The 14,696-nt window shown below is 63.1% G+C and carries 10 protein-coding genes; 4 read left to right on the forward strand and 6 right to left on the reverse strand.

The features are described from left to right. Positions 1 to 92 precede the first annotated feature (92 nt). On the reverse strand, positions 93 to 977 hold the full coding sequence (locus C8K66_RS18100; RefSeq protein WP_026140363.1) for a sugar nucleotide-binding protein: 885 nt from the start codon (positions 975 to 977) through the stop codon (positions 93 to 95). Positions 978 to 1,143: 166 nt separating this feature from the next. Here C8K66_RS18100 and C8K66_RS18105 point away from each other — a divergent pair, with 166 nt between their 5' ends. Continuing rightward, positions 1,144 to 5,391 carry a DEAD/DEAH box helicase gene (locus tag C8K66_RS18105; RefSeq protein WP_108525565.1) on the forward strand — a complete coding sequence of 1,416 codons (4,248 nt, stop codon included), beginning with the start codon at positions 1,144 to 1,146 and terminating at the stop codon, positions 5,389 to 5,391. 165 nt (positions 5,392 to 5,556) lie between these two features. Here C8K66_RS18105 and C8K66_RS18110 read toward each other — a convergent pair whose 3' ends face one another. Beyond that, positions 5,557 to 6,528: a GlxA family transcriptional regulator gene (locus C8K66_RS18110; protein ID WP_108525567.1), complete on the reverse strand. Its 972-nt coding sequence runs from the start codon at positions 6,526 to 6,528 to the stop codon at positions 5,557 to 5,559. A gap of 97 nt (positions 6,529 to 6,625) precedes the next feature. On the opposite strand from C8K66_RS18110, the gene C8K66_RS18115 reads away from it, so the two are divergent. Next, positions 6,626 to 7,189, forward strand: coding sequence for a cysteine hydrolase family protein (locus C8K66_RS18115; RefSeq protein WP_046381881.1), 564 nt, complete (start codon positions 6,626 to 6,628; stop codon positions 7,187 to 7,189). A gap of 21 nt (positions 7,190 to 7,210) precedes the next feature. Here C8K66_RS18115 and tam read toward each other — a convergent pair whose 3' ends face one another. Then, complete coding sequence (gene tam, locus C8K66_RS18120) at positions 7,211 to 7,972, reverse strand: trans-aconitate 2-methyltransferase (protein WP_046381880.1); 762 nt, start codon at positions 7,970 to 7,972, stop codon at positions 7,211 to 7,213. Between the two features lie 252 nt (positions 7,973 to 8,224). Here tam and C8K66_RS18125 point away from each other — a divergent pair, with 252 nt between their 5' ends. Beyond that, positions 8,225 to 9,049: an alpha/beta fold hydrolase gene (locus C8K66_RS18125; protein ID WP_057005471.1), complete on the forward strand. Its 825-nt coding sequence runs from the start codon at positions 8,225 to 8,227 to the stop codon at positions 9,047 to 9,049. Between the two features lie 82 nt (positions 9,050 to 9,131). Here the strand turns inward: C8K66_RS18125 and C8K66_RS18130 are convergent, their stop codons facing one another. Further along, positions 9,132 to 9,647 carry a single-stranded DNA-binding protein gene (locus C8K66_RS18130; protein ID WP_017849542.1) on the reverse strand — a complete coding sequence of 172 codons (516 nt, stop codon included), beginning with the start codon at positions 9,645 to 9,647 and terminating at the stop codon, positions 9,132 to 9,134. Between the two features lie 9 nt (positions 9,648 to 9,656). Beyond that, positions 9,657 to 11,051 carry an MFS transporter gene (locus C8K66_RS18135; protein WP_046381879.1) on the reverse strand — a complete coding sequence of 465 codons (1,395 nt, stop codon included), beginning with the start codon at positions 11,049 to 11,051 and terminating at the stop codon, positions 9,657 to 9,659. A 178-nt stretch (positions 11,052 to 11,229) separates the two neighbouring features. Between C8K66_RS18135 and uvrA the strand changes: the two genes are divergently transcribed. Beyond that, entirely contained in the window at positions 11,230 to 14,064 is a 2,835-nt protein-coding gene (gene uvrA / locus C8K66_RS18140) for an excinuclease ABC subunit UvrA (RefSeq protein ID WP_017849544.1), read from the forward strand. 66 nt (positions 14,065 to 14,130) lie between these two features. On the opposite strand, the gene bfr is transcribed toward uvrA, so the two are convergent. After that, positions 14,131 to 14,595 (reverse strand): bacterioferritin, encoded by a 465-nt coding sequence (gene bfr / locus C8K66_RS18145; protein WP_017848805.1) that lies wholly within the window; start codon positions 14,593 to 14,595, stop codon positions 14,131 to 14,133. Positions 14,596 to 14,696 lie beyond the last annotated feature (101 nt).

Genomic DNA, 14,696 nt, shown 5'->3' on the forward strand with positions numbered 1-14,696 from the left:
GCCCCCGATAGCGGTGGCTCAGTCAATGAATCTGTTGACTGACGCCACGCTATCGGGGGCAAGCACCCTCCCACATTTTGCTTTGGGGTGTTTCAGCTACGGCGGTAGAACCGATCCAGCAACGCCGGCAACCCTGCTCGCCACGCCCGCGGCTTGATGCCGAAGGTGTGGAGGATTTTCTTGCAGGCCAGCACCGCGTGTTGTGGTTCTTCACCGGCATCCGGCCGAGCCGCATGGGCCTGGGCGGTGGGGGCTTCGATCACCAGCGCACGGAAACTGCGCGCTTCGGTGAGGATCGCCTGGCCCAGCGCCAACGGCGTGGTCGCCTCGTGACCGGCGTAGTGATAAGTGCCCCACAGCGGCGCCGCGCAGTCGAGTTGCTTGAGCACGGAGATGATCACCCGCGCCGCATCGTCCACCGGCGTCGGGTTGCCGCGGCGGTCGTCCGCCATCAACAGTTCTTCAGTCTGCTCGGCCCGCGCCAGGAAACGCCCGAGGGTGCCGTCGACACTGTCATCCAGCAGCCAGCCAAAGCGCAGCAACACATGCTGCGGGCAGGTGGCGCGCACGCTCTGTTCGATACGCCACAACGCCTGGCCGCGCAGGCCCAGGGGCACCGGCTCGTCCTTTTCGCTGTAGGCAGTGGCGCGGGAGCCATCGAACACGCGGTAGCTGGACGGTTGCAGCAAGGTGATGCTGTGGTGCTGACACAGTTCGGCCAGGCGTTCGATCGCCGACTCCTGGGCGGCCAGACGGCTTTCGCTGACCGTTTCGGCCTGGAACCAATCGAAATAGTAGGCGAGGTTGATCAACGCATCGGGACGGGTGTCGTCGAGCAATTGGGTAAGGCTCGCGGCATCCCAGCCGTCTTGGGGCGGTTTGGGGGCGAGGAAACCGATGTCTTCCTCTGCACCGAGGCGAATCAGCGCCTGCCCGAGGGCATTCCCGCCGCCCAACAACATAAGGCGCATTCGCATAGATTGAGCTGGCCCGGTCTGTTTGGAACGATGGCTAGTATCGACAGGCGTTTGAGCCTTGCCGTGGGTATTTGCCAGAATCGTTGCATTTTGCGGGTTTGTAGCGCAACCGTCACGGACAAAGTGCGGGCTTGCAACTTGGCCCGGGCGGTTGCATATAGGGATCATGAACCTTCCTGAAACAACCAATACGGTCTTGAACGGCTTTCACCCCGCCGTCAGCGCCTGGTTCCGCAGCACCTTCCCCTCGGTGACCCACGCCCAGGCCCAGGCGTGGCCGCTGATCCGCCAGCGCCGCTCGACGCTGATCGCCGCACCCACCGGCTCCGGCAAGACGCTGACGGCCTTCCTCGCAGTGCTCGATGACCTGGTTCATCAAGGCCTGGCCAACGGCGGGCAACTGCCGGATGAAACCCAGGTGGTGTATGTGTCGCCGCTCAAGGCGCTGTCCAACGACATCCAGATCAACCTGCAAACCCCGCTGACCGGGATCACCGCGCATTTACAGCAACTGGGCCTGCCACCGCTGGCGATCCGCACCGCCGTGCGTACCGGCGACACGCCGCAAAAAGACCGCGTGCTGATGCGCAAGCGTGCGCCGCATATCCTGGTGACCACGCCGGAATCGCTCTACGTGCTGCTGGGCTCGGACTCCGGCCGGCAGATGCTCGCCAGCACGCGCACGGTGATCGTCGACGAGATCCATGCGATCGCGGCGAGCAAACGCGGCAGTCACCTGGCCCTGAGCCTCGAACGCCTGCAAGGCTTGTGCGCCGAGCCGTTGATACGCATCGGTCTGTCGGCCACGCAAAAACCCATCGAGGCGGTGTCGCGTTTTCTGGTGGGCACGGCACGTCCGTGCGCGATCGTCGACATCGGCCATGCGCGCCCGCGTGACCTGGATATCGAAGTGCCGCCGGTGCCGCTGTCAGCGGTAATGGCCAACGACGTGTGGGAATTGGTCTACGACCGCCTCGCCGCCCTCGCCCGCGAACACCGCACCACGCTGATTTTCGTCAACACCCGGCGCCTGGCCGAACGCCTGGCGCGGCATTTGAGCGAGCGCCTGGGCAAGTCCGCCGTGGCCGCGCACCACGGCAGCCTGGCCAAGGAGTTGCGCCTGGACGCCGAACAACGGCTCAAGGCCGGCGCGCTGCAAGTGCTGATCGCCACCGCATCCCTGGAGTTGGGGATCGATATCGGCGAGGTCGACCTGGTGTGCCAGATCGGCTCGCCCGGTTCCATCAATGGGTTTCTGCAAAGAGTCGGTCGCTCCGGGCACCAGGTCGGCGGCACGCCCAAGGGGCGCCTGTTCGCCACCACCCGCGATGACCTGATCGAATGCGCCGCCCTGCTCGACTGCGTGCGCCGGGGCGAGCTGGACACCTTGCACATCCCGGTCGCGCCGCTGGACGTGCTGGCCCAGCAAATCGTCGCCGAAGTCAGCGCGCGGGAATGGCCGGAACAGGCGCTGCTCGAACTTATCCACCGCGCCGCGCCCTATGCCGAGCTGGATGAACGCCATTACCAGGCGCTGGTGCAGATGCTCTGCGACGGCTACAACGGCCGCCAGGGCATCCGCAGCGCCTACCTGCACCGCGACGCCGTGACCGGCACCCTGCGCGGCCGTCGGGGCGCCAGGCTGACCGCCGTGACCAGCGGCGGCACCATCCCCGACAACGCCGACTACAGCGTGTTGCTCGAGCCTCAGGGCCTGAACATCGGCAGCGTCAACGAAGACTTCGCGGTGGAAAGCATCGCCGGGGATGTCTTCCAGCTCGGTAATACGTCCTACCGGATCTTGCGGGTCGAAGCCGGCAAGGTGCGGGTCGAGGACGCCCATGGCCAGCCGCCGACCATCCCGTTCTGGCTCGGCGAAGCGCCGGGGCGCAGCCGCGAACTGTCGGCGGCGGTCGCGCGTTTGCAGGGCCAGTTGGACGAACTGCTCGGCGCCACGCCCGGCGATCTGCAGCCCACCCTCGCCTGGCTCACCGACACCCTGGGCCTGAACCGCGCCAGCGCCGAGCAGATCGTGGATTACCTGGCCCGCGCGCGCCTGGCGCTCAGCGCGTTGCCGTCCCAGGACACGCTGATCATGGAGCGGTTTTTCGACGAGTCCGGCGGCACCCAACTGATCATCCACACGCCGTTCGGCAGCCGCATCAACCGCGCCTGGGGCCTGGCGCTGCGCAAGCGTTTCTGCCGCACCTTCAACTTCGAACTGCAAGCGGCGGCCAGCGAGAATGCGATCGTGCTGTCGCTGTCCACCAGCCACAGTTTCGCGCTGGATGAGGTGTGGCGTTATCTCAACAGCCAGACCGCCGAGCACCTGCTGATCCAGGCCGTGCTCGACGCGCCGTTGTTCGGCGTGCGCTGGCGCTGGAACGCCGGGGTGGCCCTGGCGTTGCCGCGTTTTACCGGCGGGCGCAAGGTGGCGCCGCAGATCCAGCGGATGAAAAGCGAAGACCTGATCGCCAGCGTGTTTCCCGACCAGATCGCGTGCCTGGAAAACCTCGCCGGCGAGCGCGAAGTACCCGACCACCCGCTGGTCGAACAAACCCTGGATGACTGCCTGCACGAAGCGATGGACAGCGACGCCTGGCTGGCCCTGTTGCGGCGCATCGAGCGCGGCGAGGTACGCCTGATCAGCCGCGACCTGCCGGCGCCCTCGCCCATGGCCGCGGAAATTCTCAGCGCGCGGCCCTACACCTTTCTCGACGACGCGCCGCTGGAAGAACGCCGCACCCAGGCCGTGCTCAACCGGCGCTGGAGCGACCCGCAGAGCACCGACGACCTTGGCGCGCTGGACGCCGACGCCATCGCCGGCGTGCGCGAAGAGGCCTGGCCGGCGCCCCATGGCCTGGATGAAATGCATGAAGCGTTGATGAGCCTGGCGTGCATCGTCGACAGCGAGGTTACGCCGCAATGGCAGCAGTGGTTGCAAACGCTGGCCAAGGGCGGACGCGCCTGTCATCTGCCCCAAGGCCAGTGGGTGGCGGTGGAACGCCTGAGTTGCTTGCGGGCGATTTACCCCAACGACTTGCCGCTGTTGCCCGGCTTCGATGAGCCCTGGACCTTCGATGACGCGCTGGTGGAAGTGCTGCGCGCGCGCCTCGGGGGGTTCGGCCCGCTGAGCCTGATCGAAATCGCCGCGCCCCTTGGGCTGCCGGTGACCGACATCGCCCAGGCCCTGGCCCGCCTGGAGCAGGAAGGCTATGTGTTGCGCGGGCGTTTCAGCCCCGGTGCCCGCGAGGAACAATGGTGCGAACGGCACCTGCTGGCGCGGATTCATCGCTACACGGTCAAGCGCCTGCGCCGGGAAATCGAGCCGGTGGCGTTGCAGGACTTCATGCGCTTTCTGTTCGATTGGCAGCACCTGTCCGACGGTACGCGTGGCCAGGGCAGCGCGATGTTGCCGCAGATCGTCGCCCAGTTCGAAGGCTACGCGGCGGCCACCTCGGCCTGGGACAGTGACTTGCTCAGCGCGCGGCTCAAGGATTACACATCAACCTGGCTCGACGACCTGTGCCGCAGCGGCAAGCTGGTGTGGACACGCCTGAGCAACAAGCCCGGCGCCACCGCCCTGCGCAGCACGCCCGTGGTGCTGCTGCCACGCAACCAGGTGCCGCTGTGGAGCGGGCTGACCGAACAGACCGACAGCACGACGTTGTCGCCCAAGGCGCAGAAAGTCCACCAGACCTTGCGCGAACACGGCGCGTTGTTTTTCGATGAGCTGGCCCACGAAGCCCATCTGCTGCGCAGCGAGCTGGAAACGGCGCTGCAGGAGCTGGTCGGTGCCGGCCTGGTGAACGCCGACAGCTTCGCCGGGCTGCGTGCGCTGACCACACCCGCGAGTAAACGCCAGGCGCGCAGCAGCCGGCGCGGGCGCGGTGCATTCGTCGGCGGCATGGACGATGCCGGGCGCTGGGCGCTGATCCGGCGCCCGTCGACCGCCGCCGGCCCGCACTCGGCCGAAACCCTGGAGCATGTGGCGATGACCTTGCTGCGCCGCTACGGCGTGGTGTTCTGGCGACTGCTGGAGCGCGAGGCGGATTGGCTGCCAAACTGGCGCGAACTGTTGCGCACCTTTCACCGCCTGGAGGCACGCGGGGAGATTCGCGGCGGGCGGTTCGTCAGCGGGTTGGCGGGCGAACAGTTCGCCTTGCCGGAAGCGATCCCGCTGCTGCGTGAGGTGCGGCGGCGGGCCCATGATGGAAGCCTGATCGCGGTGTGCGGGGCTGATCCGCTGAACCTGGTGGGCACGCTGCTACCGGGCAGCAAGGTGCCGGCGGTGAGTGGTAACCGGATTGTGTATCGCGATGGGTTGCCAGCGGCAGTGAGGGTGGCTGGCAAGCAACAGATACTGCTGGATGTGGATCAGCAGGCGGTGCAGGAGAAGTTGATCAGGCATTGAGTCAGGGTGACTTTGAAGGCCTCATCGGGGGCAAGCCCCCTCCCACACGTTGATCTGTGAACACAATCAAATGTGGGAGGGGGCTTGCCCCCGATGAGGCCAGAACATCATCAGGCCTATAGGAAGCTGACGAGGCGAGCGAGGGCGGTGACGACGAAACATTCTTCACACACCAAACCGGCTGCGATACTCGCTGGGCGCCAGGCCGGTGATTTTCTTGAAGGTGGCGCGAAACGCGCTGGGGTCCTGATAGCCCACGGTCCAGGCGATATGGTCGATGGTGCCGTTGGTGAACTCGAGCATTTGCCGGGCTTTGCCCACTCGCAGGTGCTGGCAGTATTCGGTGGGTTTCAAACCCGTCGCGCCGCGAAAGCGCCGCAGGAACGTGCGTTCTTCGAGGCCGGCTTCCTGCGCCATCGCCGCCACCGAGACATCCACCGCGCCACTGGCTTGCAACCAGTGCTGCACTTTCAGGATCGCGCCGTCGCCATGCCCGAGAATCGGCGCAAAGTTGCTGCCGCACTGGCTGGCGCTGTCGCTGTGTTCGATCACCAGAAAGCGCGCCGTGTCCGCCGCAACGCTCGGCCCCATGAGGCGGTCGACCAGGCGCAGGCCCAGTTCGGACCACGCCATCAGCCCGGCGGTGGTGATCAGGTCGCCGTCATCGACGATCGGTTTATCCGCTTCCAGACGCACCGCAGGGTAACGCTCTGCGAACGTACTGGCAGAAGACCAATGGGTGGTGGCGCTGCGCCCGTCCAGCAAACCACTGCGCGCCAGCATGATCGAGCCGATGCACACGCCACCGAGCACGGTGCCCGCCGCGTGTTGTTGGCGTAGCCATTGCAACAACGCGGGTGGCGTCTGTTGCTCGGTGAATTCGCCAATCGACGGTGGCACCAGCACGGCCATCAGCGGTTGGCCGGGGCCGGGATGGCTGGCGAATACGCGCGCGGGCGTACCATCTGCCGCCACCTGCCAATGGCTGACCCGCAGCAGCGGCAATTGCGCGGATTGGTGCGCGGCGGCGATCCGGTTGGCCACCCCGAACAGATCGGTCAGGCCATGCACCGCCGCCAGTTGCGCGCCCTGATAGATCAACACACCCAACTCGATGATCGAGCGTTCCACGGCCATTGTCAGTTTTCCCCCTGTTATTGTCGGTGCAGCCAATCCCCGGTCGGTGCGCCAGCTAAGATACTGGCGCCCATCAACCCATCACGAGGCAACACACATGGCCAAGCAAGCGCTCATCCTAATCGATATCCAGAATGACTACTTCCCCCACGGCAAGTGGCCGCTCGACGGCGTGGAAGCCGCGGCAGACAAGGCCGCGCAGGCGCTGCAGGCATTTCGCCAGGCGGGCGATGCAGTGATTCATGTGCGCCATGAGTTCACCTCGGAAGGTGCACCGTTCTTCACCCCAGGCTCCGAAGGCGCGCATCTGCATCCCAAGGTGCTGAACGAAGGCAGTGAGCCGGTGGTGCTTAAACATTTCGTGAATGCGTTTCGCGAAACCCAGCTGCGCACCGTGCTGGAACAACGCAGCATCACTGACCTGGTGGTGGTCGGCAGCATGAGCCATATGTGCATCGACGCCGTGGTACGGGCGGCGGCGGACCTCGGTTACAAGGTCACCGTGCTCCATGACGCCTGCGCCACGCGGGATCAGGAGTTCAACGGGCAAGTGATTCCGGCGGCGCAGGTGCATGGGGCGTATATGGCGTCGTTGGCATTTGGGTATGCGAGCGTGGTGTCGACGCAGGAATACTTGCAGGCGCAAGCGGCGGCGGCCTGACCGCCACGTGCGGGCGTGGGGCTAGCGGGTTGCGATGATGAACAGGCGCGGGAAAGGCAGCAGCACGGTGCCATCAGCCAGGGCCGGATAAGCCTGGGTAATTCGCGCCTGATAGTCCTGTAGGAAGGCGGCTTTTTCGTCGTCACTCAACGGTGCGAGGAACGGCCGCAATGCCGAGGCCTTGAACCACTCCACCACAGCCGCGTGATCCGCCAGCGGGTGCAGGTAGGTGGTGCGCCACACATCGACGGCGCTGCAGTGTTTGCTCAGCAGTTCGTAGTAATAGCTCGCCGTGTGCCGTTCATTGTGTTTGACCGCGCCGATCCTGGCGGACCATGGGCCATCGGCGGCGACTTCACGCGCCAGCCGATGGGCGGGCTCGTCGAGGTTGTCCGGGGTTTGCACCGCCAGGGTTCCGCCGGAGGTCAACTGGCTGACCAGGTGCGGGTAAAGCGTGGCGTGGTCCGGCAGCCATTGCAGGGAAGCATTCGCCAGGATCACATCGAACGGTTGCGCCGGGCTCCAGGCGCCGATATCCGCCCGTTCGAAGTTCAGCGTCGGCAGGCGCTTGCGGGCGTCGGCCAGCATGTCGTCGGAGCTGTCCATGCCGGTGACGCGAGCCTGCGGAAAACGTTCGGCCAACACTTGCGTGGAATTACCGGGGCCGCAGCCCAGGTCGACGGCGGTTTGCACCGCGGTATTGGGAATGGCCGCGACCAGATCACGGACGGGGCGTGTGCGCTGTTGTTCGAACAGCGTGTATTGCTTGGCGGACCAGGTCATCGCGGCGTTCCTTGTGTTTAAAGGTTGGCCACAGCCTAAATCGTGTGAGCCGCGAGAACAAACGCCAGGGATCACCTCACCATCGGAAGATGCCAACGCCCTTACGCAGCGCGCGCAAAACCGAACTAAGATCAGATTAGACCTGCACGAGCCAAGTCCTCTGCGGGTCGTTAATACCCATGCCAGCGTAGTGTCTACGGACGGTTTTCTGGCCTTCACCGCCAAGTCTGTACACGTCAATGGAGCTACGCCATGACTTATCTGACAACTCGCGAAGGCAACGAGCTTTACTATAAGGACTGGGGCAGCGGCCAGCCTGTTATGTTCTGCCACGGCTGGCCACTGAACAGCGACAGCTGGGAATCGCAAATGCTGCATTTCGCCAACAACGGTTTTCGCGCCATCGCGCATGACCGCCGAGGGCATGGCCGCTCAAGCCAGCCGTGGGGCGGCAATGACATGGACCACTACGCGGACGACCTGGCGGAACTGATTGAGCACCTGAATCTGAGCAACGTGATCCTCTTCGGTTTTTCCACCGGAGGCGGTGAAGTTGCACGCTATATCGCTCGTCATGGCACTTCGCGCGTGGCCAAAGCCGGCTTGATCTGCGCGGTAACGCCATTGATGCTGAAAACCCCCAGTAACCCCCAAGGGACGCCGATCGAAGTTTTTGACGGGATGCGTGCCGACTCTATTGCCAACCGTTCGCAGCTCTACCTTGATCTGGCCAGCGGCCCTTTCTATGGATTCAACCGGGTAGGCGTCAAACCCTCGCAAGGCTTGATCAATTCATTCTGGATGCAGGGTGTAATGGGAGGGCACAAAAATACCTTCGACAGCATCAAGGCATTTTCTGAAACCGACTTTCGGGATGACCTGAAGCATTTCAATATCCCCACGCTCATTATCCATGGGGGCGACGATCAGATCGTGCCGATCCAGGCGTCAGCCTTGGAAAGCAAACGCCTCATTCCAGACGCCCAGTTGTTGGTGTATTCAGGCGCCCCTCATGGGTTGACCGACACTCACAAGCAGCGGGTCAACGCCGATATGTTGCGCTTCGCGCAGTTTTAGACGATGTAAGGCGCATAAAAAACCGCGCGGCCTTGTCGGCGGCGCGGTTTTTTTAGTTTGCTGCGGGGTGCGTTGGTATGGCCTAGAACGGAATATCGTCATCAAAGCTGTCGAAATCCGCAGCCGGTTGCGGAGCGGCCTGCTGTGGCGCTGGGCGCGACTCACGCTGTGGTTGCTGGCTTGGCTGCGGACGCGACTGCTGTGGACGCGGTGCCGAGTTGGACATGCCGCCCTGGCCCTGTTGGTCGCCCTGTGGACGGCCGCCGAGCAGTTGCATGGTGCCTTGCATGTCGACCACGATTTCAGTGGTGTAACGCTTGATGCCGTCTTTTTCCCACTCGCGGGTCTGCAGTTTGCCTTCGATGTAGACCTGCGAACCTTTGCGCAGGTATTCACCGGCGATCTCTGCCACTTTGCCGAACATCGACACACGGTGCCATTCGGTTTTCTCGACCTTCTGGCCGGTCTGCTTGTCGGTCCACTGTTCGCTGGTCGCCAGACTCAGGTTGGTCACGGCGTTACCGTTAGGCAAGTAGCGAACTTCGGGATCCTGGCCGCATGTACCGACCAATATGACTTTGTTAACCCCACGGGCCATAACGTTCTCCTAAGCTGGGCGCGCTGTCGGCACTGGGTTGACCAGTTGCTCGAGCGTCGCGCGATCCAATAATTCGGTGTCCAATTTGATGTAGATGGCGGCTTCTTCAGCAATAACCACAGCATCGGTAACCCCTGTAACGGCCTTAAGGCGCTCGGCCAAGCCAGCTTCGCGTATCGCTTCAGGCGATAACGGCAAGCGCAGACTCGTCACATAGGGAGGTTCGCGCATGGTAACAGCAAAGGCTAGCCAGAGGGCAGCCAGACCTGCGCATCCGAGGAACACAACCGACAAACCGCCGTGCTGGAACATCCAGCCACCCATGATGCCGCCCAGTGCAGAGCCCAGGAACTGGCTGGTGGAATACACCCCCATCGCCGTGCCCTTGCCGCCGGCCGGTGAAACTTTACTGATCAGCGAAGGCAGCGAAGCCTCCAGCAGGTTGAACGCGGTGAAGAACACCACCGTACCGATTACCAGCGCCCGCAGGCTGTCGCCGAACTGCCAGAAGAATAGCTCAGTGAGCATCAGCGTCACGACGGCGCCGAGCAAAATTCGTTTCATTTTGCGTTTCTTCTCGCCATAGATGATGAACGGGATCATGGCGAAGAATGAAATCAGCAGCGCGGTCAGGTAGACCCACCAGTGTTGTTCCTTGGGCAACCCGGCTTTTTGCACCAGGGCCAGGGGCAAGGCCACGAAGCTGCACATCAGCATCGCGTGCAACACGAAGATACCCAAATCCAGGCGCAGCAGGTCCGGGTGCTTGAGGGTCGGCAGCAGCGCCTGGCGCGCGACGCCGGATTCACGGTGCTGCAGAGTGCCGGTGGAACGCGGCACCATGAAGGCCACGATCACGATACCGAACAACGCCATGCCGCCGGTGGCCAGGAACAGCCCGTGCAAACCGAAGGCGCGGGTCAGCAACGGGCCGACCACCATCGCGACGGCGAACGACAGGCCGATGGTCATGCCGATCATGGCCATGGCCTTGGTGCGGTGTTGTTCGCGGGTCAGGTCCGACAGCAAGGCCATGACCGCTGCGGAAATCGCGCCGGCGCCCTGTAGGACACGCCCGGCAATCACGCCCCAGATCGAATCGGACTGGGCCGCGAGTACGCTGCCGAGGGCAAACACGATCAACCCGAGGTAGATCACCGGGCGGCGGCCGATGCGGTCGGAAATGATCCCGAACGGAATCTGGAAAATTGCCTGGGTCAGGCCATAAGCGCCAATGGCCAGGCCGATCAGGGCGGGGGTCGCGCCTGCGAGATCCATCCCGTAGGTCGCCAGCACCGGCAACACCATGAACATGCCAAGCATACGGAAGGCGAACACCAGGGCCAGACCGCTTGCTGCTCGGGTCTCGCCGCTACTCATGCGTTCGCTGTGGGGATCGTGCATGGAAAAACCTCGTGTGAACCGGCGGCGATTCTACCAGTCCCATCGATTGAGAGGGTATATGCGGCGGTTTGCCGCGCAGGTTTCATGTAAGGCTGCACCTGGCACCTTGACAGTGTATATTCATCCAGTCTTTAGCCGTATACTCCGGCATTATTTACGCCCGCCGTGCGAGGCCATCTTGGACAAGATCCTGATTCGTGGGGCTAGAACCCACAACCTGAAGAACATCGACCTGACCCTGCCCCGGGACAAACTGATCGTCATCACCGGTTTGTCCGGGTCCGGCAAATCGTCGCTGGCGTTCGACACGCTGTACGCCGAAGGCCAGCGGCGCTATGTCGAGTCGCTGTCGGCCTATGCCCGCCAGTTTCTGTCGATGATGGAAAAGCCCGACGTCGACACCATCGAAGGCCTGTCGCCGGCAATTTCCATCGAGCAGAAGTCGACTTCCCACAACCCGCGCTCCACCGTGGGCACCATCACCGAGATCTACGACTACCTGCGCCTGCTGTATGCGCGCGTCGGTATCCCGCGCTGCCCGGACCACGACATCCCGCTGGAAGCCCAGACCGTCAGCCAGATGGTCGACCTGGTGCTGGCCCAGCCGGAAGGCGCCAAGCTGATGCTGCTGGCGCCGGTGATTCGCGAGCGCAAGGGTGAACACCTTTCAGTGTTTGAAGAACTGCGCGCGCAAGGTTTCGTGCGTGCGCGGATCAACGGCAAGCTGTACGAGCTGGACGAAGCGCCGAAGCTCGACAAGCAGAAGAAGCACTCGATCGATGTCGTGGTCGACCGCTTCAAAGTACGCGCCGACTTGCAGCAGCGCCTGGCGGAATCCTTCGAGACAGCCCTGAAGCTGGCGGACGGTATCGCCCTGGTCGCGCCGATGGACGACGAACCGGGCGAAGAGATCATCTTCTCCGCACGCTTTGCCTGCCCGATCTGTGGCCACGCCATCAGCGAGCTGGAACCCAAGCTGTTTTCCTTCAACAACCCGGCCGGCGCCTGCCCGACCTGCGATGGCCTGGGCGTGAAGCAGTTTTTCGACATCAAGCGCCTGGTCAATGGCGAGCTGACGCTGGCGGAAGGTGCGATACGCGGCTGGGACAGGCGTAACGTCTATTACTTCCAGATGCTCGGCTCATTGGCCTCGCACTATAAGTTCAGCCTGGAAGTACCGTTCAACCAACTGCCGGCGGATCAGCAGAAGGTCATTCTCAACGGCAGCGGTTCGCAGAACGTCGACTTCAAATACCTCAACGACCGTGGCGATATCGTCAAGCGCTCGCATCCGTTCGAAGGCATCGTGCCCAACCTCGAACGCCGCTACCGCGAGACCGAGTCGGCGAGCGTGCGGGAAGAACTGGCCAAGTTCCTCAGCACCCAGCCCTGCCCGGATTGCCGAGGCACCCGCCTGCGCCGTGAGGCGCGGCACGTATGGGTTGGCGAGAAGACCCTGCCGGCGGTGACCAACCTGCCGATTGGCGACGCCTGTGAATATTTCGGCGTACTCAAGCTGACCGGACGCCGTGGGGAGATTGCCGACAAGATCCTCAAGGAGATTCGCGAGCGCCTGCAGTTCCTGGTCAACGTCGGCCTGGATTACCTGTCGCTGGACCGCAGCGCCGATACCTTGTCGGGCGGTGAAGCCCAGCGCATCCGCCTGGCCAGCCAGATCGGCGCCGGTCTGGTGGGCGTGTTGTATATCCTCGATGAGCCGTCGATTGGCTTGCACCAGCGCGATAACGATCGCCTCCTGGGCACGCTGAAACACCTGCGGGACATCGGCAACACGGTGATCGTGGTCGAGCACGACGAAGACGCGATTCGCCTGGCCGATTATGTGGTCGATATCGGCCCGGGCGCTGGCGTGCATGGTGGGCATATCGTCGCCCAAGGCACGCCTGCCGAGGTGATGGCTCATCCAGACTCGCTGACCGGCAAGTACCTGTCCGGGCGCGTGAGGATTGAAGTGCCGTCCAAGCGCACGCCACGCAACAAGAAGATGGCGTTGCACCTCAAGGGCGCGCGCGGCAACAACCTGCGCAATGTCGACTTGGAAATTCCGCTGGGTCTGTTGACCTGCGTGACGGGTGTTTCCGGCTCGGGCAAGTCGACGCTGATCAACAACACGCTGTTCCCGTTGAGCGCCACCGCCCTGAACGGCGCGACCACGCTGGAAGCGGCTGCACATGACAGCATCAAGGGCCTGGAGCTCCTCGACAAAGTGGTCGATATCGACCAGAGCCCGATTGGCCGTACCCCCCGCTCCAACCCGGCGACCTATACCGGGCTGTTCACGCCCATTCGCGAGTTGTTCGCCGGCGTGCCGGAATCCCGCTCGCGGGGCTACGGGCCGGGCCGGTTCTCGTTCAACGTCAAGGGCGGGCGCTGCGAAGCGTGCCAGGGCGATGGCTTGATCAAGGTGGAGATGCACTTCCTGCCGGACATCTACGTGCCGTGCGATGTGTGCAAGAGCAAGCGCTACAACCGCGAAACCCTTGAGATCAAATACAAGGGCAAGAACATCCACGAAACCCTGGAGATGACCATCGAGGAAGCGCGGGTGTTCTTCGACGCGGTTCCGGCGTTGGCGCGCAAGCTGCAGACGCTGATGGATGTGGGCTTGTCGTACATCAAGCTGGGGCAATCGGCGACCACGCTGTCCGGTGGTGAAGCGCAACGGGTCAAGCTGTCCCGTGAGCTGTCCAAGCGCGATACCGGTAAAACCCTGTATATCCTCGATGAGCCGACCACGGGCCTGCACTTCGCGGACATTCAGCAATTGCTGGATGTGTTGCACCGCCTGCGTGACCACGGCAACACCGTGGTGGTGATCGAGCACAACCTGGATGTGATCAAGACCGCCGACTGGCTGGTCGACCTCGGGCCGGAAGGCGGTTCCAAGGGCGGTCAGATCATCGCGGTAGGTACACCGGAGCAGGTCTCCGAGATGCCGCAATCGCACACGGGTTACTATTTGAAACCGTTGCTCGCGCGCGACCGGGCCTGATTTATCCGGCCCAATAAAAAGCCCCTGTCACTTCAACGGTGACAGGGGCTTTTTTACAGCCGGGAATCAGAACTGCGATTGCAGGTAATTCTCCAGGCCGACCAGCTTGATCAGGCCCAGCTGCTTTTCCAGCCAGTAGGTGTGATCTTCTTCGGTGTCGGCCAACTGCACGCGCAGAATTTCACGGGTGACATAGTCGTTGTGCTGCTCGCACAGCTCGATGCCCTTGCACAGCGCGGCACGGACCTTGTTCTCGAGGCGCAGGTCAGCGGCGAGCATCTCAGGCACCGTTGTGCCTACGTCCAAGTCGTCGGGACGCATGCGTGGCGTGCCTTCGAGCATCAGGATACGGCGCATCAGTGCGTCGGCGTGCTGGGTCTCTTCTTCCATCTCGTGGTTGATACGCTCGTAGAGCTCGGTAAAGCCCCAGTCTTCGTACATACGCGAATGGATGAAATATTGGTCACGAGCCGCGAGTTCGCCCGTCAGCAACGTGTTGAGGTAATCGATTACGTCGGGGTGACCTTGCATCGCCCTACATCTCCCTGCTTGAAAGTCTTTAGTTTGAACCATGCTGACCCATAGGTCACGGAGCCAACGGCAGAAAAGTGAAGATTTCCTGAGAAAAGCGG

The organism is Pseudomonas sp. GV105, assembly GCF_003058185.1.
GTDB lineage: Bacteria > Pseudomonadota > Gammaproteobacteria > Pseudomonadales > Pseudomonadaceae > Aquipseudomonas > Aquipseudomonas veronii.